The sequence below is a fragment of the Sphingomonas sp. OTU376 genome, from assembly GCF_038440415.1.
In the GTDB taxonomy this organism is placed as follows: domain Bacteria; phylum Pseudomonadota; class Alphaproteobacteria; order Sphingomonadales; family Sphingomonadaceae; genus Sphingomonas; species Sphingomonas kyeonggiensis_A.
In genome coordinates this window covers 38416-64924 of record NZ_JASATQ010000014.1, presented here as the reverse complement: position 1 = coordinate 64924, position 26509 = coordinate 38416, and the positions used below count along the sequence as shown (strand labels likewise).

The 26509-nt window shown below is 62.0% G+C and carries 26 protein-coding genes and 1 pseudogene; 11 read left to right on the top strand and 16 right to left on the bottom strand.

The window, feature by feature from the left end; translation table 11 throughout:
• Positions 1-195: 195 nt before the first annotated feature.
• The 3 genes from AAHM44_RS08410 (at position 196) to AAHM44_RS08400 (ending at position 2332) form a co-directional block, all read left to right on the top strand.
• A complete protein-coding gene (locus AAHM44_RS08410) occupies positions 196-729 on the top strand; it encodes a CarD family transcriptional regulator (protein ID WP_269573478.1) in 534 nt (177 codons plus the stop codon).
• A gap of 114 nt (positions 730-843) precedes the next feature.
• Positions 844-1590 carry a head GIN domain-containing protein gene (locus tag AAHM44_RS08405; protein ID WP_342249683.1) on the top strand — a complete coding sequence of 249 codons (747 nt, stop codon included), beginning with the start codon at positions 844-846 and terminating at the stop codon, positions 1588-1590.
• 37 nt (positions 1591-1627) lie between these two features.
• Positions 1628-2332 carry a GIN domain-containing protein gene (locus AAHM44_RS08400; protein ID WP_269573480.1) on the top strand — a complete coding sequence of 235 codons (705 nt, stop codon included), beginning with the start codon at positions 1628-1630 and terminating at the stop codon, positions 2330-2332.
• On the opposite strand, the gene pdeM is transcribed toward AAHM44_RS08400, so the two are convergent.
• Genes pdeM through AAHM44_RS08380 form a run of 4 tightly spaced genes read right to left on the bottom strand, consistent with a single transcriptional unit; the run spans position 2329 to position 5383 of the window.
• Positions 2329-2991, bottom strand: coding sequence for a ligase-associated DNA damage response endonuclease PdeM (gene pdeM / locus AAHM44_RS08395; protein ID WP_342249682.1), 663 nt, complete (start codon positions 2989-2991; stop codon positions 2329-2331). The two genes, AAHM44_RS08400 and pdeM, sit on opposite strands and share 4 nt — an antisense overlap.
• Before the next feature lie 31 nt (positions 2992-3022).
• A complete protein-coding gene (locus AAHM44_RS08390) occupies positions 3023-3469 on the bottom strand; it encodes a hypothetical protein (protein WP_342249681.1) in 447 nt (148 codons plus the stop codon).
• Positions 3470-3510: 41 nt separating this feature from the next.
• Positions 3511-4908: a M20/M25/M40 family metallo-hydrolase gene (locus AAHM44_RS08385; protein WP_342249680.1), complete on the bottom strand. Its 1398-nt coding sequence runs from the start codon at positions 4906-4908 to the stop codon at positions 3511-3513.
• Between the two features lie 40 nt (positions 4909-4948).
• Positions 4949-5383: a hypothetical protein gene (locus AAHM44_RS08380; protein WP_342249679.1), complete on the bottom strand. Its 435-nt coding sequence runs from the start codon at positions 5381-5383 to the stop codon at positions 4949-4951.
• A 164-nt stretch (positions 5384-5547) separates the two neighbouring features.
• Between AAHM44_RS08380 and AAHM44_RS08375 the strand changes: the two genes are divergently transcribed.
• Together AAHM44_RS08375 and AAHM44_RS08370 are read left to right on the top strand one after the other, a co-directional pair.
• On the top strand, positions 5548-6630 hold the full coding sequence (locus AAHM44_RS08375; RefSeq protein WP_342249678.1) for a sialidase family protein: 1083 nt from the start codon (positions 5548-5550) through the stop codon (positions 6628-6630).
• Positions 6631-6891: 261 nt separating this feature from the next.
• Positions 6892-8052, top strand: a complete 1161-nt coding sequence (locus AAHM44_RS08370; protein ID WP_342249693.1) for a tyrosine-type recombinase/integrase — start codon at positions 6892-6894, stop codon at positions 8050-8052.
• 53 nt (positions 8053-8105) lie between these two features.
• On the opposite strand, the gene AAHM44_RS08365 is transcribed toward AAHM44_RS08370, so the two are convergent.
• Together AAHM44_RS08365 and AAHM44_RS08360 are read right to left on the bottom strand one after the other, a co-directional pair.
• Entirely contained in the window at positions 8106-8321 is a 216-nt protein-coding gene (locus AAHM44_RS08365; RefSeq protein WP_342249677.1) for a helix-turn-helix transcriptional regulator, read from the bottom strand.
• Entirely contained in the window at positions 8308-9081 is a 774-nt protein-coding gene (locus AAHM44_RS08360) for a hypothetical protein (protein ID WP_342249676.1), read from the bottom strand. The genes AAHM44_RS08365 and AAHM44_RS08360 overlap by 14 nt, the downstream gene beginning before the upstream one ends.
• A 593-nt stretch (positions 9082-9674) precedes the next feature.
• On the opposite strand from AAHM44_RS08360, the gene AAHM44_RS08355 reads away from it, so the two are divergent.
• Entirely contained in the window at positions 9675-10229 is a 555-nt protein-coding gene (locus tag AAHM44_RS08355) for an SDR family NAD(P)-dependent oxidoreductase (RefSeq protein WP_342249675.1), read from the top strand.
• Between the two features lie 58 nt (positions 10230-10287).
• Positions 10288-11139, top strand: a complete 852-nt coding sequence (locus AAHM44_RS08350; protein WP_342249674.1) for an SDR family oxidoreductase — start codon at positions 10288-10290, stop codon at positions 11137-11139.
• A gap of 419 nt (positions 11140-11558) precedes the next feature.
• On the opposite strand, the pseudogene AAHM44_RS08345 reads toward AAHM44_RS08350, so the two are convergent.
• A pseudogene (locus tag AAHM44_RS08345) lies at positions 11559-12190 on the bottom strand (tyrosine-type recombinase/integrase).
• A 599-nt stretch (positions 12191-12789) separates the two neighbouring features.
• On the bottom strand, positions 12790-13029 hold the full coding sequence (locus AAHM44_RS08340) for a hypothetical protein (protein WP_342249673.1): 240 nt from the start codon (positions 13027-13029) through the stop codon (positions 12790-12792).
• Between AAHM44_RS08340 and AAHM44_RS08335 the strand changes: the two genes are divergently transcribed.
• The 4 genes from AAHM44_RS08335 to AAHM44_RS08320 all read left to right on the top strand — a co-directional run bounded on the left by AAHM44_RS08335 (position 13016) and on the right by AAHM44_RS08320 (position 16312).
• A complete protein-coding gene (locus AAHM44_RS08335; protein ID WP_342249672.1) occupies positions 13016-13399 on the top strand; it encodes a hypothetical protein in 384 nt (127 codons plus the stop codon). The two genes, AAHM44_RS08340 and AAHM44_RS08335, sit on opposite strands and share 14 nt — an antisense overlap.
• 203 nt (positions 13400-13602) lie before the next feature.
• On the top strand, positions 13603-14163 hold the full coding sequence (locus tag AAHM44_RS08330; RefSeq protein ID WP_342249671.1) for a hypothetical protein: 561 nt from the start codon (positions 13603-13605) through the stop codon (positions 14161-14163).
• A gap of 3 nt (positions 14164-14166) precedes the next feature.
• Positions 14167-15618 carry a methylamine utilization protein MauJ gene (gene mauJ, locus AAHM44_RS08325; RefSeq protein ID WP_342249670.1) on the top strand — a complete coding sequence of 484 codons (1452 nt, stop codon included), beginning with the start codon at positions 14167-14169 and terminating at the stop codon, positions 15616-15618.
• Positions 15602-16312 carry an HNH endonuclease gene (locus tag AAHM44_RS08320; protein ID WP_342249669.1) on the top strand — a complete coding sequence of 237 codons (711 nt, stop codon included), beginning with the start codon at positions 15602-15604 and terminating at the stop codon, positions 16310-16312. Before mauJ ends, AAHM44_RS08320 begins: the two co-directional genes overlap by 17 nt.
• 22 nt (positions 16313-16334) lie before the next feature.
• Here AAHM44_RS08320 and AAHM44_RS08315 read toward each other — a convergent pair whose 3' ends face one another.
• From AAHM44_RS08315 to AAHM44_RS08280, 8 genes are all read right to left on the bottom strand, one after another.
• On the bottom strand, positions 16335-16964 hold the full coding sequence (locus tag AAHM44_RS08315; RefSeq protein ID WP_342249668.1) for a hypothetical protein: 630 nt from the start codon (positions 16962-16964) through the stop codon (positions 16335-16337).
• Positions 16965-17005: 41 nt separating this feature from the next.
• Positions 17006-18907 (bottom strand): UvrD-helicase domain-containing protein, encoded by a 1902-nt coding sequence (locus tag AAHM44_RS08310; RefSeq protein WP_342249667.1) that lies wholly within the window; start codon positions 18905-18907, stop codon positions 17006-17008.
• A complete protein-coding gene (locus AAHM44_RS08305; protein WP_342249666.1) occupies positions 18904-21243 on the bottom strand; it encodes an AAA family ATPase in 2340 nt (779 codons plus the stop codon). Before AAHM44_RS08305 ends, AAHM44_RS08310 begins: the two co-directional genes overlap by 4 nt.
• A gap of 597 nt (positions 21244-21840) precedes the next feature.
• Positions 21841-22947, bottom strand: coding sequence for a PQQ-dependent sugar dehydrogenase (locus tag AAHM44_RS08300; RefSeq protein ID WP_342249665.1), 1107 nt, complete (start codon positions 22945-22947; stop codon positions 21841-21843).
• Between the two features lie 476 nt (positions 22948-23423).
• Positions 23424-23789, bottom strand: a complete 366-nt coding sequence (locus AAHM44_RS08295; RefSeq protein WP_342249664.1) for a TrbC/VirB2 family protein — start codon at positions 23787-23789, stop codon at positions 23424-23426.
• Complete coding sequence (virB11, locus tag AAHM44_RS08290; RefSeq protein ID WP_342249663.1) at positions 23786-24781, bottom strand: P-type DNA transfer ATPase VirB11; 996 nt, start codon at positions 24779-24781, stop codon at positions 23786-23788. Before virB11 ends, AAHM44_RS08295 begins: the two co-directional genes overlap by 4 nt.
• Positions 24778-25791 (bottom strand): TrbI/VirB10 family protein, encoded by a 1014-nt coding sequence (locus AAHM44_RS08285; RefSeq protein WP_342249662.1) that lies wholly within the window; start codon positions 25789-25791, stop codon positions 24778-24780. The genes virB11 and AAHM44_RS08285 overlap by 4 nt, the downstream gene beginning before the upstream one ends.
• A gap of 92 nt (positions 25792-25883) precedes the next feature.
• A complete protein-coding gene (locus AAHM44_RS08280) occupies positions 25884-26498 on the bottom strand; it encodes a TrbG/VirB9 family P-type conjugative transfer protein (protein ID WP_342249661.1) in 615 nt (204 codons plus the stop codon).
• Positions 26499-26509: the final 11 nt, after the last annotated feature.

Genomic DNA, 26509 nt, shown 5'->3' with positions numbered 1-26509 from the left:
ATCGCATTTTTGCGCAGACAAACGGTGACGTTTGGCTGGTAATTTTATTGCAAGCGTGTTAAATGGGGCGCGACGGAGGAAGACTCACCTCCGCCCGGAGAAGCAAAGAGAAGTCGCCCCGATCTGCCTGCCCTGCATTCGCCGGGGTGGACGCCGAGCCCGTCGGGGCCGGTTATCACGAAAGGTTCCTCGCACATGGCTGCTAAGGCGCTGTCCTTCGATGTCGGCGATTATGTCGTTTACCCCAAGCACGGCGTTGGCCGTGTAATCGAGCTCCAGAAGTCTGAAATCGCGGGCATGCAGCTCGAGCTCTATGTCCTGCGTTTCGAAAAAGAGAAGATGACCCTGCGCGTCCCGACCAACAAGGCGGAGAGCGTGGGCATGCGCAAGCTTTCGAGCGACAAGACGCTCAAGGAAGCGCTCGACACGCTCAAGGGCAAGCCCAAGGTGAAGCGCACCATGTGGTCGCGCCGCGCCCAGGAATATGAAGCGAAGATCAATTCGGGCGACCTGGTGTCGATCGCCGAAGTGGTCCGCGACCTGTTCCGCGCCGACGACCAGCCCGAGCAGAGCTATTCGGAACGTCAGATCTTCGAAGCGGCCGCAAGCCGCCTCGCCCGCGAGCTCGCGGCGATGGAAGAGATCGACGAGCCGGCCGCGCTCGAGAAGATCCTGGATATCCTGCGCAAGGCCGCGGCTATCCACAACAAGGACAAGGTTCCGGCCTGATCGCTTTCAGGCATTGAACCATGGAGAGGGGCGGCCTTGAAAACCGCCCCTTTTCCTTGTCTGATCGATAGTGTATTGGTTGTGCAATACACATGGTTTCGGGAGGAAGTTTCGATGCGTGCAGCCCTGATCGCCCTGGCCCTGTTGCCGCTCACCGGCACCGCCGCCTGCCACGCCAGCTGGGAGAAGGACGGCAAGGAAGGGCATGATACCAAGCCGAGCGGGGTGATCGCCAAGCGCAGCTACGATGCGAGCGGCTTCACCAAGATCGAGCTGCGCGGCCCCGACGATATCGACGTGACCAATGGCGCGCAGTTCGCCGTCTCGGCCGAAGGCGACACCGCGGCGCTCGACCAGCTTGTGGTCCGGGTCGAGAACGGCACGCTGCTCGTCTCGCGCAAGGACCGGCACGGGTTCTCGTGGGGCAATCACGAGGATCATGGCGTGAAGGTGCGCGTCACCCTGCCCAGCCTCACGGCCGTGAACCTCACCGGCACCGGCGACATCAAGATCGACAAGGCGGAAGGCGATTTCCACGGCGCGATCACCGGCACCGGTGATATCGACATCGCCGCGCTCGCTGCCACCGATACGGACCTCTCGATCACCGGTACCGGCAACATCACCGTTGCGGGAAGCGGCAACCGGCTGAATGCCTCGATCCGCGGCACCGGCGACATCGACGCAGCGAAATTCGCAGCAAAGAGCGCCAGCATCTCGATCCTCGGGCCGGGCGGCCTGAAGGGCAATGTCAGTGGCGGCGCATCGATTTCGATCGCGGGCCCTGGCGATGTGGATCTGACCGGCGGCGCCAAATGCGCGATCAGCGCGACCGGTCCGGGCGAGGCGCATTGCTCCTGAGCTTGCCTCGGCGTTGAACCCGCGCGAGGGTGGGGCCATGCACCGGCTCGCCCTCGCTCCAATGCTGCTCCTGCTCGGCGCCACCGCGCCGGGCGACGAGCGGGTCGTCATGGTCACCGGCTTCGATCGGCTCCGCGTGGATGGCCCGTTCGCGGTGGAGGTGGTGCCGGGGTCGGCCGGCGTGACGATCAGCGGCGACCGCGCGGCGATCGACGCGGTCGGCGTCCGCGTCCAGGCGGGCACGCTGATCCTAAACTCCGGCCTGAACAGCTGGGAATCGACAGCCGGCAAGCTGGCCGGCGGCGCGCGGATCCGCGTGACCGTGCCGGGGCTGCGCGTGGTGCAGACCAATGGCGGCACGCAATTGCGGATCGCCGAGATGCGCGGCGACCGGCTCGACGTGTCGCAGAATGGCGACGGGCGGATCGAGCTCGCCGCCGTCGATGCGCAGGATATCGGCGTGACGCTCGCCGGTTCGGGGACGATCACGCTGGCCGGCACCGCGCTGCACACCCGGGTGCGGCTCTATGGCGCGAGCAATCTCGATGCGACCGGCTTCACCACGGCGGATGCCCAGCTCATCTCGGGCAGCAGTGGGATGCTGGCGATGAACGTGCGCTACAATGCCCGGATCAACGCGACGTCGAGCGGTGTGGTGCGCGTGCTAGGCAACGCCAAATGCACGGTGATCGGCCAGGGGCCTGTGGAATGCGCCGACCTGGAGCCGACCCGGGTCGACTAGGCGGCGAGCGGGAAGCGCAGCAGCCGGTCCTCCAGTGCGATCAGCGCCTGGGCCTTGCTGCCCACCGCGCGGACGATCTCGGGATGATGCGCGTCGAGGCCGCCGGTCAGCGCGCCGAATGCCGGCAGGATCAACTTGGTCGCGGAAGCCACGAAGCAGCGCCGCGCCACCTGCCGGCCGCGTACCCGAAGGCGCAGCTTGGGATGGAAATGGCCGGAAAGCTCGGGCCGGGGATCGCCCGGCTCGGCTTCGTGGCGCAGCACCAGCCCGTCCACCACGGCTTCCTCGAGGATCGTGCCGCCAAAAGGGTCGATCAGCAGGCTATCGTGATTGCCGGTGATCCAGCGCCAGTCGAGCCGGGTGGTCAGGTCGGTCAGCAGCGCGCGGGCATCGGCGGGCAGCCGCTCGCAGCCTTCCGAATCATGGAAACTGTCGCCCAGGCACCAGAGCTCGCGCGCCCGGGTGCGCTCGGCCAGCGCCGCCACCGCGTGGAGCGTCGCGATCGAATCATAGGGCGGCAGCATCTGCCCGCGCGTCGCGAACCAGCTCCCCTTCTCGAAATGCAGGTCGGCCACCAGCAGCGCCTCGCGCGCCGGCCAGTAGAGCGCGCCCTCGGGCAGCGCCATCAGGTCATGGCCGGCGAACGAAAGGGGAACCATGGCTCCGCTATCGATCCTCGCGGCCGCGCCGTCAACAGCGCAGCATCGGCACCTTGCGGCCCTGATAGGTGATCGTGCCGTGATCCTCGTCGGCGCGCTCGATCGTGTAGCTGCGGGTCTCGGGCGGATTGACCTTCTCGGCGCCGTCGCTTGCCGCGCTGTCGTAGCGCTCGCGGATCGTCTCCGTCACGGTGTTGCCGGCCAGCGCCCAGCCGCCCATCTCGCCGCTATTGTCGAGGCTGCCGTCCGCCGCATAGTGGGCGATGAAGTCGCTGGCGCAGCTGCTCTCGAACGACCAGCTGCCGACCAGCCAGTCGTGCAGCGGCGCATCCGCGGTGGCGACCTTGGGTGCGGCCGGTGTCGATGCCGGGGCATCATGGGCCTCGGCTTTCTGCACCGGCTTGGCCGCATCGGGCTGGCACGCCGTCAGCGCCGCGCCGCCAAGCATCATCGCGATGATATGAGCCCCTGTCCGCATCGCCCGAATCTAGCCCAGCCGGCCGATTCGGGCCAGCGGGATCAGGCCGGCACCTTTGCCATTTCGCCGATCTTCGCGAGGATGCGCACCCAGGAGCGGATGCCCTTGTGGAAGCTCTTGAGGTCGTATTTCTCGTTGGGCGAATGGATATTGTCGTCGGTCAGCGCGAAGCCGACCAGCACTGTGTCCATGCCGAGGATCTTCGAGATCGACGTGACCACCGGGATGCCGCCGCCGCAGCCGATCAGCGCGGCCTTGCCCCATTCGGCATCGAGCGCCGCGCGGGTGGCTTCCAGCGGCGGGCTGTCGCTGGAAACGCTGACGGCTGGGCTGCCCGGGCCGCGGCCGGTGAACTCGACCGCGCAATCGGCGGGCAGGCGCGAGCGGACATGGTCCTCGAACGATGCCCAGACCTTGGTCGGGTCCTGGTTGCCGGTCAGGCGGAAGCTCACCTTTGCGTGCGCTTCGGCCGGGATCACCGTCTTGAAGCCCTCGCCGGTATAGCCACCCCAGATGCCGTTTACCTCGGCGGTCGGGCGCGACCAGATCTGCTCGAGCACGTCATGGCCCTTCTCGCCGGCCGGCACGCTCAGGCCGATCTCACCGAGGAACTCGGCCGGATCGAAGCCCAGCGCGTCCCAGCTCCGGCGCACGGCGGGATCGAGCTCGGGCACGCCGTGATAGAAGCCATCCAGCGTCACCCGGCCATCGGCATCCTTCATCTCGCCCAGGATCGTGCAGAGCAGCTGGATCGGGTTGCGCGCCGCGCCGCCATAGAGGCCGGAGTGGAGATCGCGCGACGCCGCGCGGATCGTCACCTGGCCGGCGGCCATGCCGCGCAGGCCGATGGTGAGGCCCGGCGTCTCGGTATCCCACATCAGCGTGTCGCAGATCAGCGCGAAGTCCGCCTTCAGCTCCTCGGCATTGGCGTGGAGGAAGGGTTCGAGGCTCTTCGAACCCGATTCTTCCTCGCCCTCGAACAGGATCGTCACCTTGCAGGGCAGGCGGCCTTCGGTTTCCTTCCAGGCGCGGCATGCCTCGACAAAGGTGCGCAGCTGGCCCTTGTCGTCCGACGCGCCGCGGCCGACGATCTGCTTCGCGCCATCGGCTCGCGTCTCGATCACCGGATCGAACGGATCGCGCCGCCACAGCTCGATCGGATCGACCGGCTGCACATCGTAATGGCCATAGAACAGGATGTGCGGCCCATCGCCGTCATGATGTGCGACGACCATGGGATGCCCGGGCGTCGGCGCGACACGGGCGGTGAAACCCAGGTCGTTCAGCTCGTCGGACAGCAGCCGCGCGGCATGCTGGCATTGCTCGGCATAGGCCGGATCGGTCGAGACCGAGGGAACGCGCATCAGCGCGAAAAGGCGGTCCAGGGCGTCATCGATATGTGCCTCGACATAGTCGAGCGGCTTGGTGGAGTCGGTCATGGGGCAGCGCTACGCCTGTGGACGAAACGGGGCAAGCCGCTCAGGACGCGCCTTCGTCCGCAGCGGTGTCGGTCTCGGGAAGGGGCTCGTTCTCCATCGGTGCCGTCCAGGAGCCACGGCGTGGCGTGATCACCGGGCCCGGTTCGGGCAAGGCGGCCTGCTCTTCGGCGACAACAGGCTCGGGATCGATCCGCCCGGCACGCTGATAGTCGATCGGTTCGGCCGGTCGGGCAATCGTCAGCGGGCGCGGCGGATAGGGATTCTCTGGATAGGCCGGCGCCGGACTGGCGGCCGAATAATAGCCGTCGCGCACCGGAGCGGCGGCGATATCGCCTTGCGCCGGCGGCAGCGTCTGCTTGTAGAATTCGAATGCGCCGCTCTGGGCAAAGCTGGCCAGGCCCATACCCGCCAGTCCGCCGCCGATCACGGCGATCCCGGCAAATGCGATCATCCCTTTCTGCAACGTCGTCGCCATATGTGCCTCCGCACGGCAGAACCCGTAGCGGTAGGCGCCTGTTCCGTGCGTGCGCTGCACTTCACCATCCGATTGATGTGATTAATTGAGCCCAAAAGGCTTGCCCCGCGCTGCCGTGCCATGCTGAACAGGCCTCCTGTAGCTCGCATAAAGGTAGTTCCCCGATGATCCGCGTCCTGATGCTTGCCCTGGCACTGTCGATTCCAGCGACGCTTCCCGCCGCTTCCCGGGAAGCGGCTGATCAGCAGGGTGCCGTGCTGCTGCGCGAGTTCATCTATGAGAGCGCGCCCTATCCCCAGAGCCATGCCTCGACGATCGTCCAGACCCGGGATGGCGCGATCGCCGCCGCCTGGTTCGGCGGCACGCATGAGCGCAATCCGGATGTGGAAATCTGGTTTGCCCGACGTGGCGCGAAGGGGTGGGAGACGCCGAAATCGGTCGCCAATGGCATCCAGCCGGACGGCACGCGCCTGCCGACCTGGAACCCGGTCCTGTTCCAGGATCCGGCGGGGCCGCTGCATCTCTACTACAAGCTGGGCCCGAGCCCGCAGACATGGTGGGGCATGGTCGTCACCTCCACCGATGGCGGGCGGAGCTGGGGCAAGCCGCGGCGGCTGGCGGATGGCATCCTCGGCCCGATCAAGAACAAGCCGGTGGTGCTGAAGAGCGGTGCCTGGCTTTCGCCGTCGAGCACCGAGGATGGCACCAGCTGGGCGTGGAAGCTGCACTTCGAGCGCAGCGAGGACGCCGGCAGGAGCTGGACGGCAACTGCACCGGTTCCCGTCGATTCCGAGGCGGGTTTCGATGCCATCCAGCCCAGCATCCTGTTCCTGCCCGATGGCAAGCTGGAGGCGATCGCCCGCACCCGCCAGGGCGTGCTGGCGGCAACCCAGTCGGCCGATGACGGCAAGAGCTGGGGCAAGCTGTTCGCGGTCGACCTCCCCAACCCCAATTCGGGGACCGATGCGGTTACGCTGCAGGACGGGCGCCAGCTGATCGTCTACAATCACTCCGCCCATCGGCCCGAGACGCCCGGCAAGGGCAAGCGCTACCCGCTCAACATCGCGATATCGCGCGACGGCGTGCACTGGAGCCCGGCATTGACGCTGGAAACCGAGCCGCTGCCCGATGGCTATGCCTATCCGGCGGTGATCCAGTCGGCCGACGGGCTAGTGCACATCACCTATACCTGGAACCGGCGGCGGATTCGCCACGTCGTGGTCGATCCAGCGCGCCTGACGGGCTAACGACGGAAGGAGTCAGTTCTCGGAGAAAATGGCGCACCCGACAGGATCTGACTCCCTGTCTCAGCAGTCATCTACATTCTCCAACGTGTCGCAGCGATCTAAGCAAGCATCTGATTTACATCGGAAAGTGATCTCGACGGCTCTCAGCTCAGCTCTACCAAGCATACATTTGACTTATGAAAAATCTTATGAAAAAGTGGGCGCATTGGAGGGCGCGCTTTGGCACGAAAACATGGAAATCGAGGTCCCAATCAGTTAACAGTGCTTCAGCTTCGTCAGAAGCTTAAGGAGCCAGGGCTGCACTCTGACGGCGCGGGTCTCTATCTTCGCGTTGGTTCGAGCGGCAGGCAACGTTCGTGGCTCGCTATCTATCATCTCGATGGGCGGCGTAGGGAAATCGGCTTGGGTTCCGCCGACGTCGTATCCTTGGCACGCGCGAGGGAGAAGGCGGTCGAAGTACGCGAGCTCGTGGATCGGGGCGAGGATCCCATCGGCACGAAACGAGCGAAGCGTGCGATACTGACCTTTGGCGAGGTGGCTGATCAATGGATCGAGGCGCAGACACCCAATGTTCGCAGTGACAAGTCGATTGCACGATGGAAGCGCGCCCTGGCCAAGGATGGTTACTCACAGTCTCTGCGTGGCATGCGGGTCGACAAGGTCAGCGTGGACGACGTCCTCGGTGTATTGCGTCCTATCTGGCACAGCAAGGCGACTACTGCGCGTAATGTCCGCGTCTATATCGAGGCGGTGCTGGATGCTGCCAAGGCGCGCAAGCTGCGGGCGGGCGAAAATCCCGCAGCCTGGACAGGAAATCTGGAGCCGTTGCTGGGTGCGGTGCGTCGATCGTCAAGGGGCCATGCCGCAGTGCCATGGCGCGTGATGCCCGAATTCATGGCCAAGCTTAGAGAGAAGTCTTCGCTGGCAGGGATTGCCCTGGACTTCATCATCCTAACCGCTGCACGCACCTCGGAAGTTCTCAATGCGACCTGGTCAGAGATCGATCTAGAGTTGCGTACTTGGACGGTTCCCGCTGCGCGTATGAAGATGGGGGTCGAACATACGGTAGCGCTCAACGATTCCGCCTTGGCGCTATTGCGGCGGGTGCGACCGGAAGAGCCGAACGACGGCGCCTTTATTTTTGGCGGCGAAAAGCCGCTGTCCAATATGGCTGCGGCGATGCTCATGCGACGCCTTGGCCGGAGCGAGACCGTGCATGGCTTCAGATCGAGCTTCCGAGATTGGGCAGGCTCCAGCACCAGCTACCCGCGCGAGCTCGCCGAGGAGGCGCTGGCTCATGCGGTCGGGGATGCGACAGAGCGAGCCTATCGTCGGGAAGCAGCCATCGAGCGCCGACGGCCGCTCATGGCAGATTGGGATCGCTTCCTCGCCGGGGGGCTGGCGCCGATCTCGCATCTTTAGTTCCAACGTCAAGAAGAGCGGCTGTGCCTGCCGTCGCAGGCACGGATACTCCGTCAAATCGCCAGGCGTTCTGAAATCCAGCTGTCGATTTCCGATTCCAGCCAGCCCACGCATTGAGTGCTCAGCTGTCGCGCACGCGGAAAATCGCCCGCGCTCATCTTGCGATAGATGGTCGCGCGGCTCAGGCCTGTGCGATGGCGTACCGCCGGCAACCGCAGGATCGCGTTCGGGGCGGTCGAGCGCGCGGGGCCGCGATCATTTGCCGCCACGGGCTGCGATGCGGCGGGGATCGATGCATTCGTATCTTGAGTCATGGTCTTCCTCTTCCGTCTGCGGTTGTAAGGATCGGTCGTGCGTTGCCGCACCCGGCCGGTCCGGTGAAAGTTCCTCAAGCCGCGCCCAAGCGAGCTGGACGATGTTCGAGACATTGAGCGAAATGTAGCTCGGCAGGCCCATGAGCTGCGGAAGCTCGATGAGCATGCCCTCCGGCAGGATCATCAGGGCGTCGGCTTCGATCGCGACGATCCAGCGCGTGGTGCGGTCCGTGAAGCTGCGCTCGGAGAACATATCGAAGTAGAGCTCGAAACCGAGCTTCGCGGTATCGTCGAACCAGCTTTCCATTTCGAAAGCGCGGGCTCCGATCGCGGCTTTGCCTTGTTGGCGAAGCGCCAGCCAGTCTTCAAAGTCACCGGCCTGCCGCGCCAACTTCAGATCGGCGCAGTCGAGGGTATCCCGCTCGGTGATGTCAGGACGCCGGCGAGCGAAATCGATAATGCCCCACAAGGTGGCAGCTGCTCTGCGTAGTGAGGCGCCGTTCATTCCGTAACGACCGAGCTCGGCCAGCACGGCGGCGATATGGACCGCTTGAAAACCGAACTGGCGATGCTTGCCCTTGCCGTCGCCGCCTCCCATTGGCCGCAGCAGCCCGAGCTTGATCCAATAGGCGAGTAAATCTCCAGGCACACCCGTGGCGGCGCTCAATTGCTTGCGGGAAAAGGGGCGCGTCATTGAAATCTGCGGAGACGTCATGCGCCTATAATCGCAGCACGAACTCAACAAATAAAGAGAAAAATTCTCTTTACAAATCCGGATGCTGGTGGGGCATCGGTATAGCGCGCGGGAAAACTATAACATGGCTAACATCGGCGGATTTCTGCGGTTTTTGCTCTAACATTCTAGCTAACCTCGCCCCGACCAGATTAGCCTATCGAACTATAATATCTGGAAATAGAAAAATATAATAATTACAGCCTGTTACAGATTTTCGGTGATGGTGGTTAGAGTTTGAGTAGCTCCAGAAGCTAACATCTTATTCCTGCCCTTTCAGCATGTTAGCAGTGATCCGTAGCCGATATTGCGAAGGTTAGGGTTTCCCCGATGGCTCCCGGCCAGGCTCGCTCCAGCGCATACTGCGTCCTGCTACCGCCGAAAACACCGCCTCAGGTGCATCGGATCGCATCAACGTTTGGGCGTCACCTCAAGAGAGAGGCATGAATGGCGGCCCATTGCATCAAAAGCGACACGAAAAGTGGGCGGGCGAGGCGGGGGGAAAAGCGCTCTTCTTGGGGTAGTTGAGGCGTAGCGCTCTTGCGCCTAATATCGGAAGCTCGGCAGATGAAGCGGTGATCCTGCAAGCGCCATGCGTTCGGCCACGATCGGGTATCGTCAACGTGATTTCGAGCGTAACGCTAGCCGCGTTTCCCTTGGCTGTGGCCTATGCCACGAGCAAGCAGGCGATCGAAAGCTTCACCGGCTCCCTTGCCCACGAGCTCGCCTATTTTGATATCGCGGTGAAGCTGGTCGAACCCGGCTACGCACTGACCGCCAACTTCGGCGCGAACGCCACTGGCGAATGTGCGCGGATCGACCATATCGAGCGCAAGCTCAACGCCGAAGGCTATACCAACGTCGCCTCGCATCTCGATGGTCCGACCATTTGTCGGCAACTCCGCCAGGCAGTGAGCAAGGCGCGTGGAGAGTCCGCCAGGCAACACGGGCGACCGCCGGCTTCGGAGCTCATGACCTCGGACGTGCCGGCCTCGGATAGGCAGCCTCGACCCGACGGAGCGCCCGCTGATATGACGGGCGGGCGGCAAGCCGACCTCGCCCTCACACATTCGGGCGCGCGAGCCGACGGACTGGCGTGGGGGCTGGACCCGCGAAAGCGCGGCATCTGACTTGCAGGAAAGAACTCTTCGCACGCCGACGGGTTGTCCAAAGCGAGGAGAAGCCGCAATGTCCGATACCGCCGAGATGATCCACGAAGATGCGCTGCCCGGCCACGAGAGCGCGCTCGAACCCAAGCCCGAATGGGAGCCGCGTTACCCTGGCTCCGGACGTCTCGCAGGCAGGGTCGCTCTGATCACCGGCGCGGACAGCGGTATCGGTCGCGCCGTCGCCGCCCTCTATGCGCGCGAGGGAGCCGATGTGGCGATCGTCTATCTCTGCGAGCATGACGATGCCGAGAAGACCGCCGAGATCGTCCGTAGCGAGGGCCGCGAGGCGCTCACCATCGCCGGCGATGTCGGCGACAAGGATTTCTGCGATGCCGCCGTCGCCCAGGTAATCGAGAAGTTTGGCCGGATCGACGTGCTGGTGAACAATGCCGGTGAGCAGCATCCCGACAAGGACATCACCGATATCACCGAGGACCAGCTGCGCCGCACCTTCCAGACCAACATCTTCGGGATGTTCTTCCTGACCCAGGCAGCGCGCCCCCACCTCAAAAAGGGCGCCGCCATCGTCAACTGCACGTCGGTGACGATGTACCAAGGCTCGAAGGAACTGCTCGACTATTCGAGCACCAAGGGCGCGATCACGGCCTTCACCCGAAGCCTCTCAGAGAACCTCGTCGGCGAAGGCATCCGCGTGAATGCGGTGGCACCGGGGCCGATCTGGACGCCGCTCAACCCGATGGGCGGGGCTTCACCCGAGAAGCTCGAGACTTTCGGCGAGAATACACCGATGAAGCGGCCGGGCCAGCCCAATGAAGTGGCGCCCGCCTTCCTGTTCCTCGCGTGCGAGGACGCCAGCTACATGTCGGGCCAAGTACTGCACCCGAATGGCGGGACGGTGGTGAATGGGTAGACTGGGCCTTGTCTTTTTCGCATTCCCCGCACCACGCTCACAATTGAGCTTCCCTCTCAGGCGCCTATAGTCGGTAGCCGCTGCTCCATTGCGCGCCGGATCTCAATCGGATGCCGACGCCCGCAAGGGCCAGGCTGTCGAACCGGGCTCGCTCCGCCCTCGCCGCTGCTATTTTCGGGCCGGTCTAGGCCGTGAACCCATAAAGGCGGTCAGATGTACGAGGGGTGCCTGGCATTCTGACGGCACGCCGTTCCCCAGCGATCAGCCGGTCAAGCAGCACATCGAATTCGTTCGCGCGATGAAGCTGTTCTCGAACGGCCAGAAGATAAGCCTGCAACGCCGCCGACTGACTGATATTAGGGCGCATAGTCGTCCGGCGTCGGAGCGGCTCATCTTGAGTGAGGATGGACCGCCCAGCCTCAGATTTCCGTTCGTTCAGCAAGGGTCAAAGCATCTTCAATGTCGACGCCGAGATATCTGACCGTGTTCTCGATCTTCGTATGACCCAGCAGGATCTGGACCGCGCGAAGGTTGCCGGTGGCCTTGTAGATCATCGATGCCTTGGTGCGCCGTAGTGAGTGTGTGCCATACTCGGCACGGCGAAGTCCCACTGCCTCAACCCACTCATCGACAAGTCGTGCGTATTGGCGTGTGCTGAGGTGGCCGGCATGGTCGACTCGGCTCGGAAAAGCGTAGTCGTGGATCGTACCGCCACGATGTTCGAACCAGGCGAGCAAACTTCCTCTAACATCAGCTGTCAGCTCGAACTGCACGGGTTTTTCGGTCTTCTGCTGGATGACGATCGCTCTGGTCCTGATGTCGGTTCCAGATACGAGATCGCCAATCTTGATTTTTACCAAGTCGCAGCCGCGCAGCTTGCTGTCGAGCGCCAGGTCAAACAGCGCCCTGTCACGAACGCGGCCTTCTCGATCCAGGAAGAAGCGAACGGCCCAGATTTGCTTCTGTGTCAGCGGTCGCTTGCCCCGACAGTCTTGCCCGCGTTCCACGCAGGCCGGCACTGCACGACAGGATCATGATGTGAATGTCCCATGGTTCGTCTCCACGGCCGTAATTGGCCGTTGAGGGAACGCGCCGACTAATTGGTCGCAGCCGCGATCGGTAGCAACCGCCCCAATTGCGGACGTTCGCCAACGATGACAACTTAGCTCAATGACATATCGCTTGCTGATCGGAGCCCTTGCCGTTCTTGCGCCTCTGCCGTGCGCGGCCAAGGTAGCAACGCCGCAACCAATTCGGTCGGTTATCTCGGACGCTGCAAGAGAGTGTCGGGCGATCACCTGGAATGGAAAGGCTGGTAAGCTGACTCTTTCTCACTCGACTTGGCTCTACAAAAAAGTCGATCTGAACCGCGACGGAGTGGCAGACTATGTCGTAAACCGCGAGGCGTTCCAGTGTGATACTGCGCTAAGTTTGTATTGTGGAAGCGGCGGTTGCGGCGTTGACATTCTGCTGTCGCGTGGCTTCGTGTTCCGAAGACCAATTTTGATCTCGGCGCGCAGCACGAAAATCCGCCGCACGGCCGTTGCCACTGATCTTGTCCTCGAACAGCATGGCTCGTTTTGTAATCGCCCGGGCTATCTTCCGTGTAGATCAGTTTTCCGGTGGGACGGGCGAAGACTGGCGCTCATTTCACGAAAGCCACATGTTTAGCTGATGACCGCTTCCCACCCAATAGCGGCCATCGAGCGAACCGTGCATAGTCGCGAACATGACCTGCGTAAGAGCGCTTTCTATAGGGACCATCATTTTCGCGGCGGCGATCCTCGCGGCGGGCGGATGGGTGGCATTTGATCGATCCAGCGCTTTGTCGACCGCCTGCAAGGTAGGGTTACCTAATTTTTCGCGCCCTGTGGAGGTGCCCGACTTCATGGTTGGCTGTGCGTTTGTTCGGAAACCTGAGCAACTTGCTGGAACGGTACGCCTCGACCATCACGGCGGCTCACTCATCATCAAAGGTGCAGACAAGGCCATAGCATTCGTTTGGAACGATGCCTTCCGACGCGAGCCACTTTATGGACGCTTTATAGCCGAGAAGGAACGCGCATTTTTGCGGGACTGCGTGACCGCCGTGTCGGTAGAGGCAGTGGGTCGCCTTGTGGACACTCCGGGTGATATGTTGGGCGACCGCAAATTCTTCGTCGAGCATCTGCTTGCAGTCGGGCCTCCCGAAAGGGACGTTATCGCCAGAGTGCCGAAGAATCTGCCACCGGAGCGATGTCCGCATGCGAACGGCAGCTAAGCGCCTCAATTTCGGACATTCGAAGGCTTAACCAGCGTTCCCAAAAGCGGCCGCTAATTCAGCTCGCGTAACTTTTGGGTGGTTGATTACGTGATTATCGACCTCGATCGGATCGGCAGATCATTGCCAAAAGGTAAGTCTGCGCTGAATTCTGTTCCTGCTCTGGACTGTCCTGAACTTTGTGGCGGTGGTAGACCGAAGGCATGATAGACACGGACTCCACCATCGAATTGACTGCTCCCGAAAGAGAGATGCTCGCAAGCCTGAGTTTTGACCCGCTCTCGTTCAAAGGCAATCACGAGGGCTTTCTGCGCAACGCAGATTTGGCTCATCAACTCACGACCTCATTGGTTGAGCGCAAAGGTATCCCGGAGCATCGTGTCCGCTACTTCACGGACCCCGAATATTATCCGGGCGGTCGCGGCAAGTCGCGCCAGGACAGCTTCGTGAAGCACGGCAACGATCACGATGAAACGCTGCGCCATCCGCACTTCCTGAAACATCTTCGCTACTTCATCCACGGCGCCAACCTGCCTGCGGCGATCATTCAGCAATATACCGACGCCGTAGAGAACTGCGGCATGGTCAGTTCCAGCGATATCCCCGAACTGGGCTCAAAGGCACGCAATCTGGCGCGGACGCATCGGCTGGAAGGCGGCGCTGCCGCCGATGAATTCTTCAAGCTAAGCCTTGATCTCGGGCTGAGCGCTGGTCAGTCGGCACGTATTCGCGAGTCCGTGAAACAGCTGCGCCCAAGTCGTTAGCCGATGCTCGCGCAGCAACTCGCACGGGTACTTCTTGAGCTATCGCGCGCGAGTGACGTCACCACCGATGACGTGTCCGCCATGGAGCAACGCTTCGAGTCCTTGCGCGGCTACAGTCGTCTGCCGCGCGGCCGTGAAAATCGAGGGCGTGCGCTCACGGACGAGCAGATCATTGCGGCCGTGCTGGGACTCGTCGCCATCCAGCCCAGTTGGGCCGGGCATGTCGCCGCAGTCATCGCCCGGCTCAAACCGGTGGGCGGGCCAACCGATTCGTTTGGTGCGGCCCCTGATCTGACGGCTGCAATGTGTTATCTTTTGAGGGACGAAGCCTCGCGCCAAAAACTGGTCGCGGTGCGCCTGTCGGTTGCGGAGGCCGGAACCAACAGCAACGGCATCGCCGTGATCACGTTCGACGAAGCGGGCGAACGCAAGCGCGTGTCGTTTGTGCGCGACGAAGCAGTGTCACTGCTTCAGCCCGGTGCCGCCGCCGACGCATTCGATCCCGATCAGCGCAATGCGCCAGCCAGCCGAGAACTCGTACTCAATCGCCGCTTCTTCGATCGCTTGGCGCAGCGCGTCGATCAGGCGCGCAAGCATCCGTTGCCGCCGACCGGCGATGGTGCCGAATACGACAAGGAGGACGCGGAAAACGCGCGCCGGGAACGTCTTGGCGCTAGGCCGTCTTCGCACTTCCTGAACATCGGCGTCGATAATCAGGTCACGTGGCCGCGCACCGAAATGCGCGTTAAATTCGATCGCTATCATCTCGTCATGATGCCCAAGACGAAGGAAAACGTGCAGTCGGTCCACATCGACCTGACGGCGAACAAGCTCACGATGGAAGAAGCGATGACGGTCATCAACCGCTTCCTGAGCGTGATGACTTGGTGCGACGATCAGTACGCGATCGCCGAAGGCGGCTGGGGTGGTGGCCCTGTTCCGGTTGCTGTGGCCAAGCGGAATCTGGCGTTCACGACCGCGTACCAATGGCTCTTCGATCGCGACATTCCGTCATCGGAAGATGCCCGGCGTGCGCTTGCACTGTACCGTGAAGCGCGCAACGCCGAGCAGAATTACATGATCAGCTATGCCGTGCTGGGCTACTACAAGATCATCGAAATTCACCATCCGAGCTGGAAGGTGGCGACCAAATGGATCGCGGATAATCTGCCGCCGATCCTGACTGATCCTCACGATCAGCATAGCATCGACAAATTTCTTGAAGCGTGCGGCGAAGAGAAGCCGGAAATCTACATCTACGCGGCGTGCCGTTCGGCGGTGGCCCATGCCAGCCCCAATCGCAAATCTGATCCCGACGACACGGTGGAACTGCGACGGCTGCACAACGCAGCCGACGTGATGCGCCGTCTGGCGCGGCGTTTCATTTCGATCGAGCTCGGCGTGTCGGATAGTCCCTTCCCGCTCGCAGGCGAGGCCGATGAGCAAGCGCTTTAAGGGCAAGACCTGCGTCTATTGTGGTTTGGAAAGCGGATCGACCACGGGCGATCATGTCTTCGCGCGGGAGTTCCTCCCGATCGAGCATCGCGCCAACCTTCCGCAAGTGCCCGCGTGCGAGCGCTGCAATGCCGACAAGGCCAAGCTCGAGCATTATCTGCTGACCCTGCTGCCGTTTGGCGGCAACCATCCGGCGTCCACCGATCTGCTGACAGCAAATGTACCCAGGCGGCTAGCCAAGAATGTGAAACTGCACCGGCAGCTTGCCGAGGGTCGCGGGCCAGTGCTGGTGAAGGAACGCGGCATCCTACAGCATTCGATGGCCTTGCCGTTTGAAGGCCGGAAATTGTCCGAACTGTTCGTGCTGATCACGCGCGGCATGGTCGCCCATGCCTTCGGCGCGCAAATACCGCAGGACTATTCCGTCAATGCGGGAATTCTGACGGAGCGCGGCGAAGAGATCACTCGCCCGCTATTGGCGATGAACGCGAAGGAGCGCGCGGTGGCTACGCTCGCTGACGGGCTGATCGAGTATGAGGGCGCACAGGCATTTGATAATCCCGCACTGACCATCTGGCGATATCGGCTCTATGGCGGCGTGTTGTTCGCGGACCCGAACAGCAAAGGGCACGCGACCAAGAACATATGGGCGATCAGCGCGCCGGACCCGCTGCCCGGCCTATTCGCGGACTGAGGGTCGCAGGCTGCCAGCGGCGTCAGAACGGAAGCGTCGATGGATCGACCCACCCGTCAAATTTTTCTGCGCCGATCGCCCAGAGATTTCCGCGTTTTGCCGCGATGGCCACTGACGGCCGACCCGTCACGATCCACGTCGGAAACTTCATCAATTCCGTTTGATTGGCCAGCCGTGCCAGGCATCGATCGACAAAGATTTTGCCGCGCTGGGAAACGATCGACTGGCCATCCATTTCCTGACCTTCCGGAATGACGGCCAGCTCTTTGTATCGCAGGTAACGGGGCAGCTCGCTCGACTTATCCCACGCAACGGCGGGCATCGGCGTGGTGGGTAACGTCGCGTCTTCCGGCAGAAAGTACGTGCTCACGTCGATCAGCCGATCCGCGGTTTCGACCCAGAAATGCGAGAAGCGTTGGCCATCGCTGGCAAAGCCTTTCATGCTGGGCGTCTTGGCGTCTTTCGAGAGAATGAAAGCCACCGACTCCCCGCCGACCGCCCATGCGCGCTCGCCAGCTTCGCGCAGCAACGCGAGTGTGCCGAATGTCGCGTAGGAACAGCGTTTGTAAAAGTCGTCTGGAAACTCCTCGCGCAACGTCTCGGCGACGATCGCAAGGCGGTGTTCCAATTGCCGCAGGTGCATCTGAGTCATGCCACCACCCACGTCATTGAATCACGTTCAATCTTGCCGCTCTATATCGGCAGACCAAGATACACCTCATCCTCGTTGAAAAGGCCGGACTGGATCACATGCGCTTTCATCGCGGCGGGATCGGTTGAATACGCGACGAGCGCCAAGCCGGATTTGGCTCGGCTGCAGGTAACGTAAAACAGCCGTCGCGTGCGATCGAGCGAGGAGTCCTTGCCCTCTTCCACATTCTTCAAATCGCTGGCGCTCGGCGCTTTGGCTCCCAGCAGCTTGTCGTATCCGAAGAGAAAGCCGCGCGCGTCGCCGTCGTCCATGAGAACCATGACGCGATCGAATTCGAGCCCTTTGACCCCCTGATGGGTGTCAAAGGAGGCCTCGTGCGCAACATAGGAGGCATAGGGCGCGATCATCGAGAACGGGCAATCCAGAAGGGTCAGCAGCGCGGCGATATTCTCGCCGACCGGATCAGCTTCTTCGTCGTCTTCGGAAACGACCGGCTCCGCGCTCGATGCGGCCAAGGCGGCCTTAAGGCTGTCGGGAACAACGAAGAGATTGGTGCTCGCGACGTTTTCCAGGACGGCGCCGCAAGTCGGCTCGCCGTTCGCCCAGAGCGACATCAGGCTATCGATCGCCGCCTGTGCTGTGCGCAGTTGATCCAACGGCTTTTCCGAGCCTTTGAGCATGTCCTTGCTCAACAGCGGCGACGCGTCACGGATGATTTTGGTCGCTAGGAACTTGTCGCCCCGTTGGGTGGCCGTAACCAGCGGAAGAACGCTGTGCGTAAAAAATCGGGTCGGCGCGAAACTGCCGTCGAGAAACGCTGTGCGGAACGCCTCGATCGGCGCAATCGCCTCGAATAGTTGCTCAAAGCCCATCCGCTTCGCGGCCATGTGGTGCTCAAGCGTGAGAATCTTACACTGGTCGCGGTCACTCCAACCCCCATCATCGGTGAGAGCGGCCATATAGGCGCGAACCCCATCCTCCATCGCGGGCTTGTCCAGCGTATCGACGGGGAATACGAACAGCCGCGCCCATCCTTCAATCGCGTCGTCGCGAGGCTCCTGAACCTGCTCGTCTGCGCCCGATCGAATGGCGTTGATAAGGCGCACGATACGCTTCGGGCAGCGATGATTCAGCACCTTCTCGGGCGTTTCCCAGCCCGGCGGCAACGCGCTTTCGATGTTCTCTTTGCCGTCCAGATAAATGCGCTGCATCGTGTCGCCGATGAGCCCTAAGCAGAAACGGCTCGCGTGCGCCTGTTGAACCGTCAGGAGGGCGTCGATCAGCGTCTTGTTCGTGTCCTGACTCTCGTCGATCAGCAGGAACGGATATTTCTCGACGAACATGCGCTGCATCAGCGACTTCTCAAGCAGGAACGTCGCGAAAATCTTGATCACTTCACTGTGATTGAGGGCGTTGCGTTCGCGGTTATCGCTGTTGGGATTGTAGGTGAAAGCCTTAATCTCATCGAGCCGAGCAAGACGGCGCTGCTTTGATTCAATCGACGCCAGCCGCGCAGCGGACGCTTTCGTACCAGCGCGGCCCTTGGCCTCTTCGGCCGTCAAATCGGCGATTTCCGTTTGAAGATTGGTGCGCAGCCATTCCCGTATGTCGGAGTTGAACCCCTGAATTTGCGACCATGCAAAACTATGGATGGTTTTGACGACGAAGAGCGGATCGTATTCCAGCCGACGCGTGATCTCGTCGCAGGCTGCATTGGTGTAGGTGATCACCGCGACATGCCTTGCTCGCAGGCGAAGCGTGTCCCGGTATTTTGTCGCGATGTGCCGAAGCGCGTTGACGAGTGACCGGGTTTTCCCGGAGCCAGCCCCGGCGAACAGGAAGAAACTCGTGGGATTTTCCAGATCGAGATACGCCGCGATTTCGTCCTCGACCCCATCGTCGCGCGTGACATTCGATTCGACTGGAGCGCTCTCAACGTTCACGCGGCGACCCCATCGCCAGCGTCGGCATCGGCGACAGCCTCGGCTTCTACCGGCGCTATCGCGACCAGCCCCAGCTCGGTCTGCTTTTGCTCAAGCTGTGCGGCCAGCCATAGCAAGCCTTCGCGAATGTATTTGGGCGGTTTCAGATCGCTGGGATTGTCGATCTCAAGAAGATCGAGTGCGAATTCCGCTTTGCTGCCGCCTTTCAAGGCATCCTTCATGGCTGCGCTGAGTGCCGCGAAATCCGCGCTATCAGCGATTGCGGTTCGGAATTTTGCGATGAGGCCTGTGCCGGGAAGTGTAGCGAACAACTCGATGTTGCCGACCACGATCGCGTCTTCCAGCGTGTAGGCCAATGCCTCGGTCACGGCACCCTTGAACTCAATCTCGATCGGAGACTGATATGCGACGCGGAGCGTGAATTGTTCTGCGGCATAGTCCTTGGATTTCTCTGCCTCGGGCTTGTCCAGCAGCGCGTCCAATTCCTCGATCTCGGGCCACCACGTTTTGAGGGTGTGGTTACGCGTCGTGTAGTCTGCGCCACGCACGGGCGCCGCACTGGAACCCGCTGCGTCCTGCGAATCGATGTCGGTGACGACCAGCGTTGTTAGTCCGATCTTCTCGATGAGGCTGCGCAGCTTGTGGGCATGGCTGCCTCCGATTTCAAGCCAGGTGATGTAGCTCTCGGCGAGCTTATCAAACTCTGCATGCGAGTTCACGAAGTGCGGAACAAGAATTCGCTCGGCCGGTCCTTCGATTAGCACGGCAGCGTCGGCGAAGAACAGATCGCAGTGGGTGACTTTCAGGTAGCGGGTCACGAAGCGCTTGGTTTCTTGCTCGCCGCCAAAAGCCTCGCCGACATTCACCACGCACGAAGTGGGGATGGCGTGTTCGCTAGCCGGGAGCCGCCGGAAGTAGCGCAGAGAATCGAAGTGACATTCGTGGGCAATGTGGCTGGAATGGGTGCTCACCACCATCTGCGTCACGAAGTTAGAACCAGCTCCTAACTGATCGTGATTACGAAGGATTTTGTGGGCTTGCCGGATAAAAACCTGTTGCACCTGCGTGTGCAAATGCACCTCGGGCTCTTCAATCAGGACAAGATGTAGCGGCGGGATGATCGCGTCATCGGACGCTTTGCTTTGCGCCTTTCCAACCCTCATCCAGCTGTCGCGAAACGCCATCAGGCGGAACACCATGGAAATGAGGTTCTGGTAGCCGAGACCGTTAGAATCTTCGGGCAGATACAAATTGATCGAAGCGCCGCCCGCCTGCATCGGCACGACAAATTGCACGGCGGCGTCGTGGTTGAGGCCTTCGACGGGCCTCAGGCGTGTTGAGATATTGAGTTTGGGATCTGTTACGCCGGGATAGCCCAGCGTGTGCATTTCCTTGAGCGGGCTTTCAAAGCCATCGCTGAGACGAACGTTGAATGCCTCTTGAGCCTCCTCGATCGCCTTGAGCGCGAGAAGGTCTCTCGCATCTGGACTCTCATACGGATCAAGGTGGCTTTTGTAGTATTGCCGAAGCTGGGACGACAGTTTGCGAGACGTCGATCCTGATCCTGACGCTTCGCCTTCGTCGATGCTGCTTTCGCCGGCATGGCCAAAGCCGCGCTGCGCGCTGATCTCGTCAATCCGAATAAGGCCCTTGAATGGGTCGCCATCAATGGGCTCGCTGCCGTTCAGGGGCTGAGGCTGAGCCCGACCGTGCAGCGGATCGACGCACGCGGTGGGGTCCAGCACGTAAGTATGGATCGTGAAGTAGCGCGTGACGCGGCGTTGCAGAAATTCGACCAGCGTCTGCGGCCAGATCGCAACCTGAAACTTTGCCGCATCCTGACCTTTTTCTTCCGCAAGCGCGGCACCCGCCGTTTGCAGATCGCGGGCGTCCGCGCGCGCCGTCAGGTAGTCTTTCTGAAGTTGCTCTCGGTCCTTTGGTTCGTACCTGACGCGAACCCCAAGGCGGCCACCCGCCCAATCCAACGTCGGCAGGATGCCCTGAACGTAATGGACCTCATTCTCTTCGACCTGCATCCAGACGTCGAGAAACGGTAGGAACGCATCCCATTCCGGTTCCGGCAAGGCTTGCTGAGCGACGTGGGCCGCCTCCCAGGCAGCGCCCATCGCGTCGATGCCCGGCCAATGGGAGAGCGTAAAATCGTTGAAGCAAAAGCTGGTGCGTTCGCGATCGACGAGAAAGTACCGCAGGGCGGTGATCGCCGATGTCTTTCCGCTGTTGTTTGCGCCAACGAAAACGGTCTTGTCAGCCGACAAGCCAATTCTCGTTGAAATCAGCTTTCTAAAATTCGCGATTTCAACAAATTCGATCCGCATGACCCCTCCGGACCCGTAGTATATCCCAATCAATGCAACCTGCAATTGAAGGCAATTGGTTCAAAATGGAGGATTATTGCCCTTCCTGCGAACGACGTGCGTTCACCATTTGGACGCGTTCAATGAGCGTCGACGCGCTCTCGATTTGTACATCTATATGGGCGAGTCATCGACGCGAGTCTGGTTTTAGAGATCTCGAGCAACTAGCGGCCGGTTCGAAATCGGCCTAATTCGAGTTGTACGCGCACCACCCGCTACGATGTCTGCTTATGCCGCTCCGGCAGCCACAAGCCGCCAGTCCGGTTGCGGCCCACGAACAGTCATTTCTGATCGCGCCCATCTTTCCTCTAAGCTGCCGATGTCCAACACCGACGGCCTACTCCAAATCGCTTATCCGTAAGCGCCCGACGCGGCTTTACCGCGCATTATGGGCCGATGGCAGGCGATGCCTCGGAAGGCGTCGAGATGATGATGGAGATCGAGGGGCGGATCGAACAAGACTTCAATAAGGGCGGTGCTCATTTGATATGTGCCCTGCGCCTTCAGGAAGGCGCAAGGCGTTCTTCAGCCGATCAGATCAATGGATCAGCAGCCAAGTTAGAAAATCGGGGTCAGCTTGCGCAGCGCGCCACTAGGCTGGTCTTCGACAACCCAGATGCTTCCATCGCTTGATTGCGCGAGCCCACGGATGCGGCTGCCGAGGTCTATTCGCTGCATCTCGGTCGCCTTGGAGCCATTGATGCGAACGCGGACGAGCCCGTGATACTGTAGCCCGGAGATAAGGGCGTCGTTCTTCCAATCGCCGAAAAGGCCTCCGGTGTAGAAGATCATCCCTGAAGGAGCGATGACAGGAACCCACCAGAGGGCGGAGGCCGCGAATCCATCGCCGGCACTCGGCTTCGGGATTGGAGTTCCGCTATAGTCATCACCATAGGACACAAGCGGCCAGCCATAGTTGCTGCCCGAGGCGATGGCGTTGAATTCATCGCCCCCCATCGGCCCCATCTCATGTTCCCAGAGCTGACCTGACGGACTGAATGCGAGCCCGTAAGGATTGCGGTGTCCCCAGCTCCAGATTTCCGGCTTGGCGTCAGGGCGTCCTACATAAGGATTGTCGGCTGGAATGCTGCCGTCGGGATAGATCCGAATGATCTTGCCAATGGTGTTGGAGAGCGTCTGGATCAGGGGCGCCTCCATTTCCTGTCGATCGCCTGCCGCCACGAAGAGATAGGTGCCGTCCGGAGAAAAGGTCATACGCCCACCAGGCTCTCCCGAGCCGGCTGGCGTCGCGATCTTTGGAATCTGGCGCCAGATGACCTGGGCGTCCTGAAGCTTTGCGATACCATCGCTTCCGAAGACCAGCGTCCCGCGCATCACAGCGAGACCCGCGGGATCAATGGATAGGTCGGCTGCGGCGCGCCCTACGCGAGGCGCTGTCGGATCCCGCTCCATGAACGAGATGTAGACGAGCTTGTTGCTGGTGTAGCGCGGATCCAGAACCACATCGAGCAGGCCGACATTGGTCGGGAGCCCGCTGATCGAGTCAGAGACAACACCTGCTTGGGTAACAATCCGCAGCGTACCTGGCGTGATCGGATTGTTCACTTTCCCCGTTGGTGGCCGCGAAGTGACAAGCATCCGGCCGTCCGGCAGGAATGCCAGGGACCAGGGGTTCTCCAGCACCGCTATGGTTTCCGACTTCATCCCGACGACCGGTGGCGTCGGAGTTGGGGTAGGGGTCGGCGTCGGAGTTGGTGCCACGACTACAGGAGACGTCACTGAACCCGAGGAGGATCCACCACACGCTGTGAGGACAGACAGCGAAACGCCTGAGCAACACACCAGAAGTGAACGGAAACGAACAAATTTTGTCATGGTAACCCCGCCCCGGAAAGGTCGCACCTATTTGTGCACGCTTTTCGATTGTCAATTGCCCAGCAATAAATGGCCTGGCTCATGTAGCCGGTTGCGCACCGCAGCTGACTGCTGCCGATACCCTTGAAAAAGAACACACCCCATCAAGATGGGACTATCGCCCCGGAGTATGGATCATAACCAGCGGTGCCTGAGATTCACCCGTGTACTCCTTGCTCAGTTTCGCGCCGGATACCCGACAAGTTCTCAACAGGGTCGCAAACACGCCCGCCGGTGTTTGAAGCGCTGGCTTTAGGGCGCGCTTGCTATCGCTGCGGCACAGCCGCTCCGGCATAGGGATCATAGGGTGGTGCGGTTTTGGGTGTCGGGATCGATCGAGGCAGCGAAGGGGTTGCCTGCGCTCGGTAAGATGCCGTTGGAGCATCCGGCTGCACCACTCCCAGGATGCCGGCAGCGATTGTCTGCGCACCGAACAGGATGAAGCATCCGGCGATCACGGTTACCCCGCGCCGGATGGGCAGGCGGCCATTCAGCATCAGGAAGCCGACGCTCGCTACCGCAATGAGCGCGATGCTGGTCGCGATGGTCCCCAGCGCTACACCCTCGATCCACTGAACCGCGGCAACGAGCGGGCCCGATCCCCCCGGATCGGCAAGCGAAGGCGTAATCATGCGAGCAACACCTTGGCCACGCGTCGCTGCCCGCCGGTGCGGGCAAGCTGGACATAGACATCCACGGTACTGCGCACATAGTGGCGGACGTCGTCGCGGCTGAGCTGGGTGCCGGCCTGGAGCACCAGCAGCACGATCTGCTCGATCGCGCGCTCGGCGCTGTCGGCATGCACCGACGTCATCGAGCCAGGATGGCCGGTGTTGATCGCGCGCAGGAAAGTATAGGCTTCCTCTCCGCGCAGCTCGCCCAGGATGATGCGGTCGGGACGCATGCGCAGCGATGCCGCCAGCAGGTCGGTTGCCGAGATGCGCGCCTCGCCCAGCGCACCGCGCACGGCGAGCAGGCCGACCAGATTATCGTGATGCTGGTGCAGCTCGGGCGTGTCCTCGATCAGGATCAATCGCTCCTCTGCCGGTATCTCACGGATCAAGGCATTGAGGAACGTGGTCTTGCCGGTCGAGGTGCCGCCGGAGACGAGGATGTTTTTGCGGGCCTTCACCGCGGCCGCGAGCATGCCGGCGATGTCACCAGCTTCGAGCAGTTCTGCGAGACGCAGATCGGTTTCGGACTTGCCGGCGACCGTCCGCCTGCTGGTGTCAGCAAAGGCACCAGCGGCAACATAGTCGCTCAAGGCCAGGTCGGACGAGACGTGTTTGCGGATGGCAATCGCCATCGATCCGCGGGTGGCCGGCGGCGCCGCGATCTGGACGCGCGAGCCGTCGGGAAGGCTGGCGGAAAGCAGGGGATGTTCGCGGCTGATGCCCTGATGCGAGATCGCGGCGATCTGGCGGGCGAGCCGTTCCAGTGTCGCGGTATCGAGATCTGGCGCTTCGTGGCGCTCGACGGCGCCGCCCAGGGTCTCGGCCCAGACCTCGCCCGGGCGGTTCACATAGATGTCGGTCACGTCCGGCCGGGCCAGCACGGGCGCAAGCGGTGCGAGATAGGCTCGCAGATAGACCGGGGTGTCGTTTGCGGGCGCGGCCTTGCTCACCGGTTTTCGACGCCCGTGAAATCAAGGTCGCGTGCAACGAAGATCGAGATGCTCTTCGCTGCCTTGACCTTGAGCGTGGGCTTGATGGTGGCAGGCGAGGTGGCGCGCGCGGCACCACTGACATTGCCGGGAAGTGCCACGATCACCTGGCTGTCAGCCGCGCGCGAGGCGAGGTTGACGCCGACATCGAGCGCCGATTGCAGGATCGCGCCGGCAAAGCGTTCGAAGAAATGCGAATTGACGCTGGCGCGGATACCGCCTTGTCCCAGCGGATCGGTGGCGGGCGAGCCGATCGCGATGGTGGCGCCGTCCGGGCGGATCAGCCGGATCCAGTTGACCAGCATGCGCTTCTGACCATTCTCGGTGTCCGAGCCATATTCGCCGATCAGGCGGCTGCCGCGGGGGATGAGGATGCGGCTGCCGTCAAAGCCCCGGATATCGCGAGAGACGATCGCGCGCGCCAAGCCAGGACTGGTGGAATCGAGGGCGGTCTCCAGCACAGCAGGGATCAGGGTGCCCTGCGGGACAGTCGTCGCCTTGTTGGACAGGACGCCGGCCCCGGTGCGCGTTCCGGCAATCGCCGACTTCGCACCCGATTGGCCGGGTGCCCCGGCGACCTGGCCGGAGGCTTCACCCGAGGCCTTGCTGGTACCCGCGGTGTTGTCGATCACCAGCATCGGCTCGGTGGCAATGCGTGCTGGGGCGGCCGGCGACTGGACCTGCGACGGTATCTGATAGCTGGGCGGGGGGGCAGTATAGGCCGGGGCGACCGGTCCTTGCGGGCGCGGCTGGATCGGTGGTGCGATCGGGGCCGGTGTCGGCAGGGCCGGCGGGAATGCGGCTGGCTGCGGCTCTGCAACTGGCGGGATGTAAAGCGGGGCTACTCCGGAAGGCGCCGACACTGCGTCAGCGATCCGTGGGCGGATGGCAGGCGCGCTGAGCGCCCTGCGACGCGCATCGAGAACCGAGAACAGCAGAACGCCGATTCCGATCGCAACAAGCGCCAGCACCCAGGCCGGCGGGCCGGAGCGTGGCCGCGCAATCACGGGAAGCACATTGCTGTCCGCTGGCGTTGTGGGCGCCGAGGGAGGAGTGGTCTCGCTCACTTCTCGCTCACCACTCGCACGGCTTCGGCGCGGCGGTCGTCAATGCGAAACACCAGCCGGTCCTGGATGCTGTCGATTACCATGCGGCCGTCGCGCATCATGCCGTTGATGAGCGTCTCTTGGTTGCGGCCATGCAAGGCATAGATGGCGGGAAGCGCGCGGTCTTCGGGCCATTCGATATAGGTATGGACGCCGTCGTCATGGATCGCGCTTGGTCGGAGCGCCGCGTTGCCGCGCACCCGGTAACGCCCGATTACCTTCTCCTCGCTTGCGGAGACAGAGCTTTCGGAGAGCGAGGCGGGGTAGCGGAACTTGATCGACCAGGCAGTGTCCGGGCGCGGATCCGAAAGCGGCGAGAGCTGGAAGTTATAGGTCCGGGTGTCCGTGATCACGAGCATGTTGGTGGAGACGCCCTCGCGCACCGGCTTGACGAACAACCGGTCGCCGCGGCGATTGGCGGTCACCTGCCAGGCGCCGCTGTCGCCCAGCGCGACATTCTCGACCTGTTCGTCCGGCGCCAGCTCGATCGTCACCTGGTAGCCGGGCGCGGCTTCCAGCCACACCACCTGGTCGGGCCGATACTCCACCGTCTGGATATGCGCGTTGCCCATGCCGGGCTGCG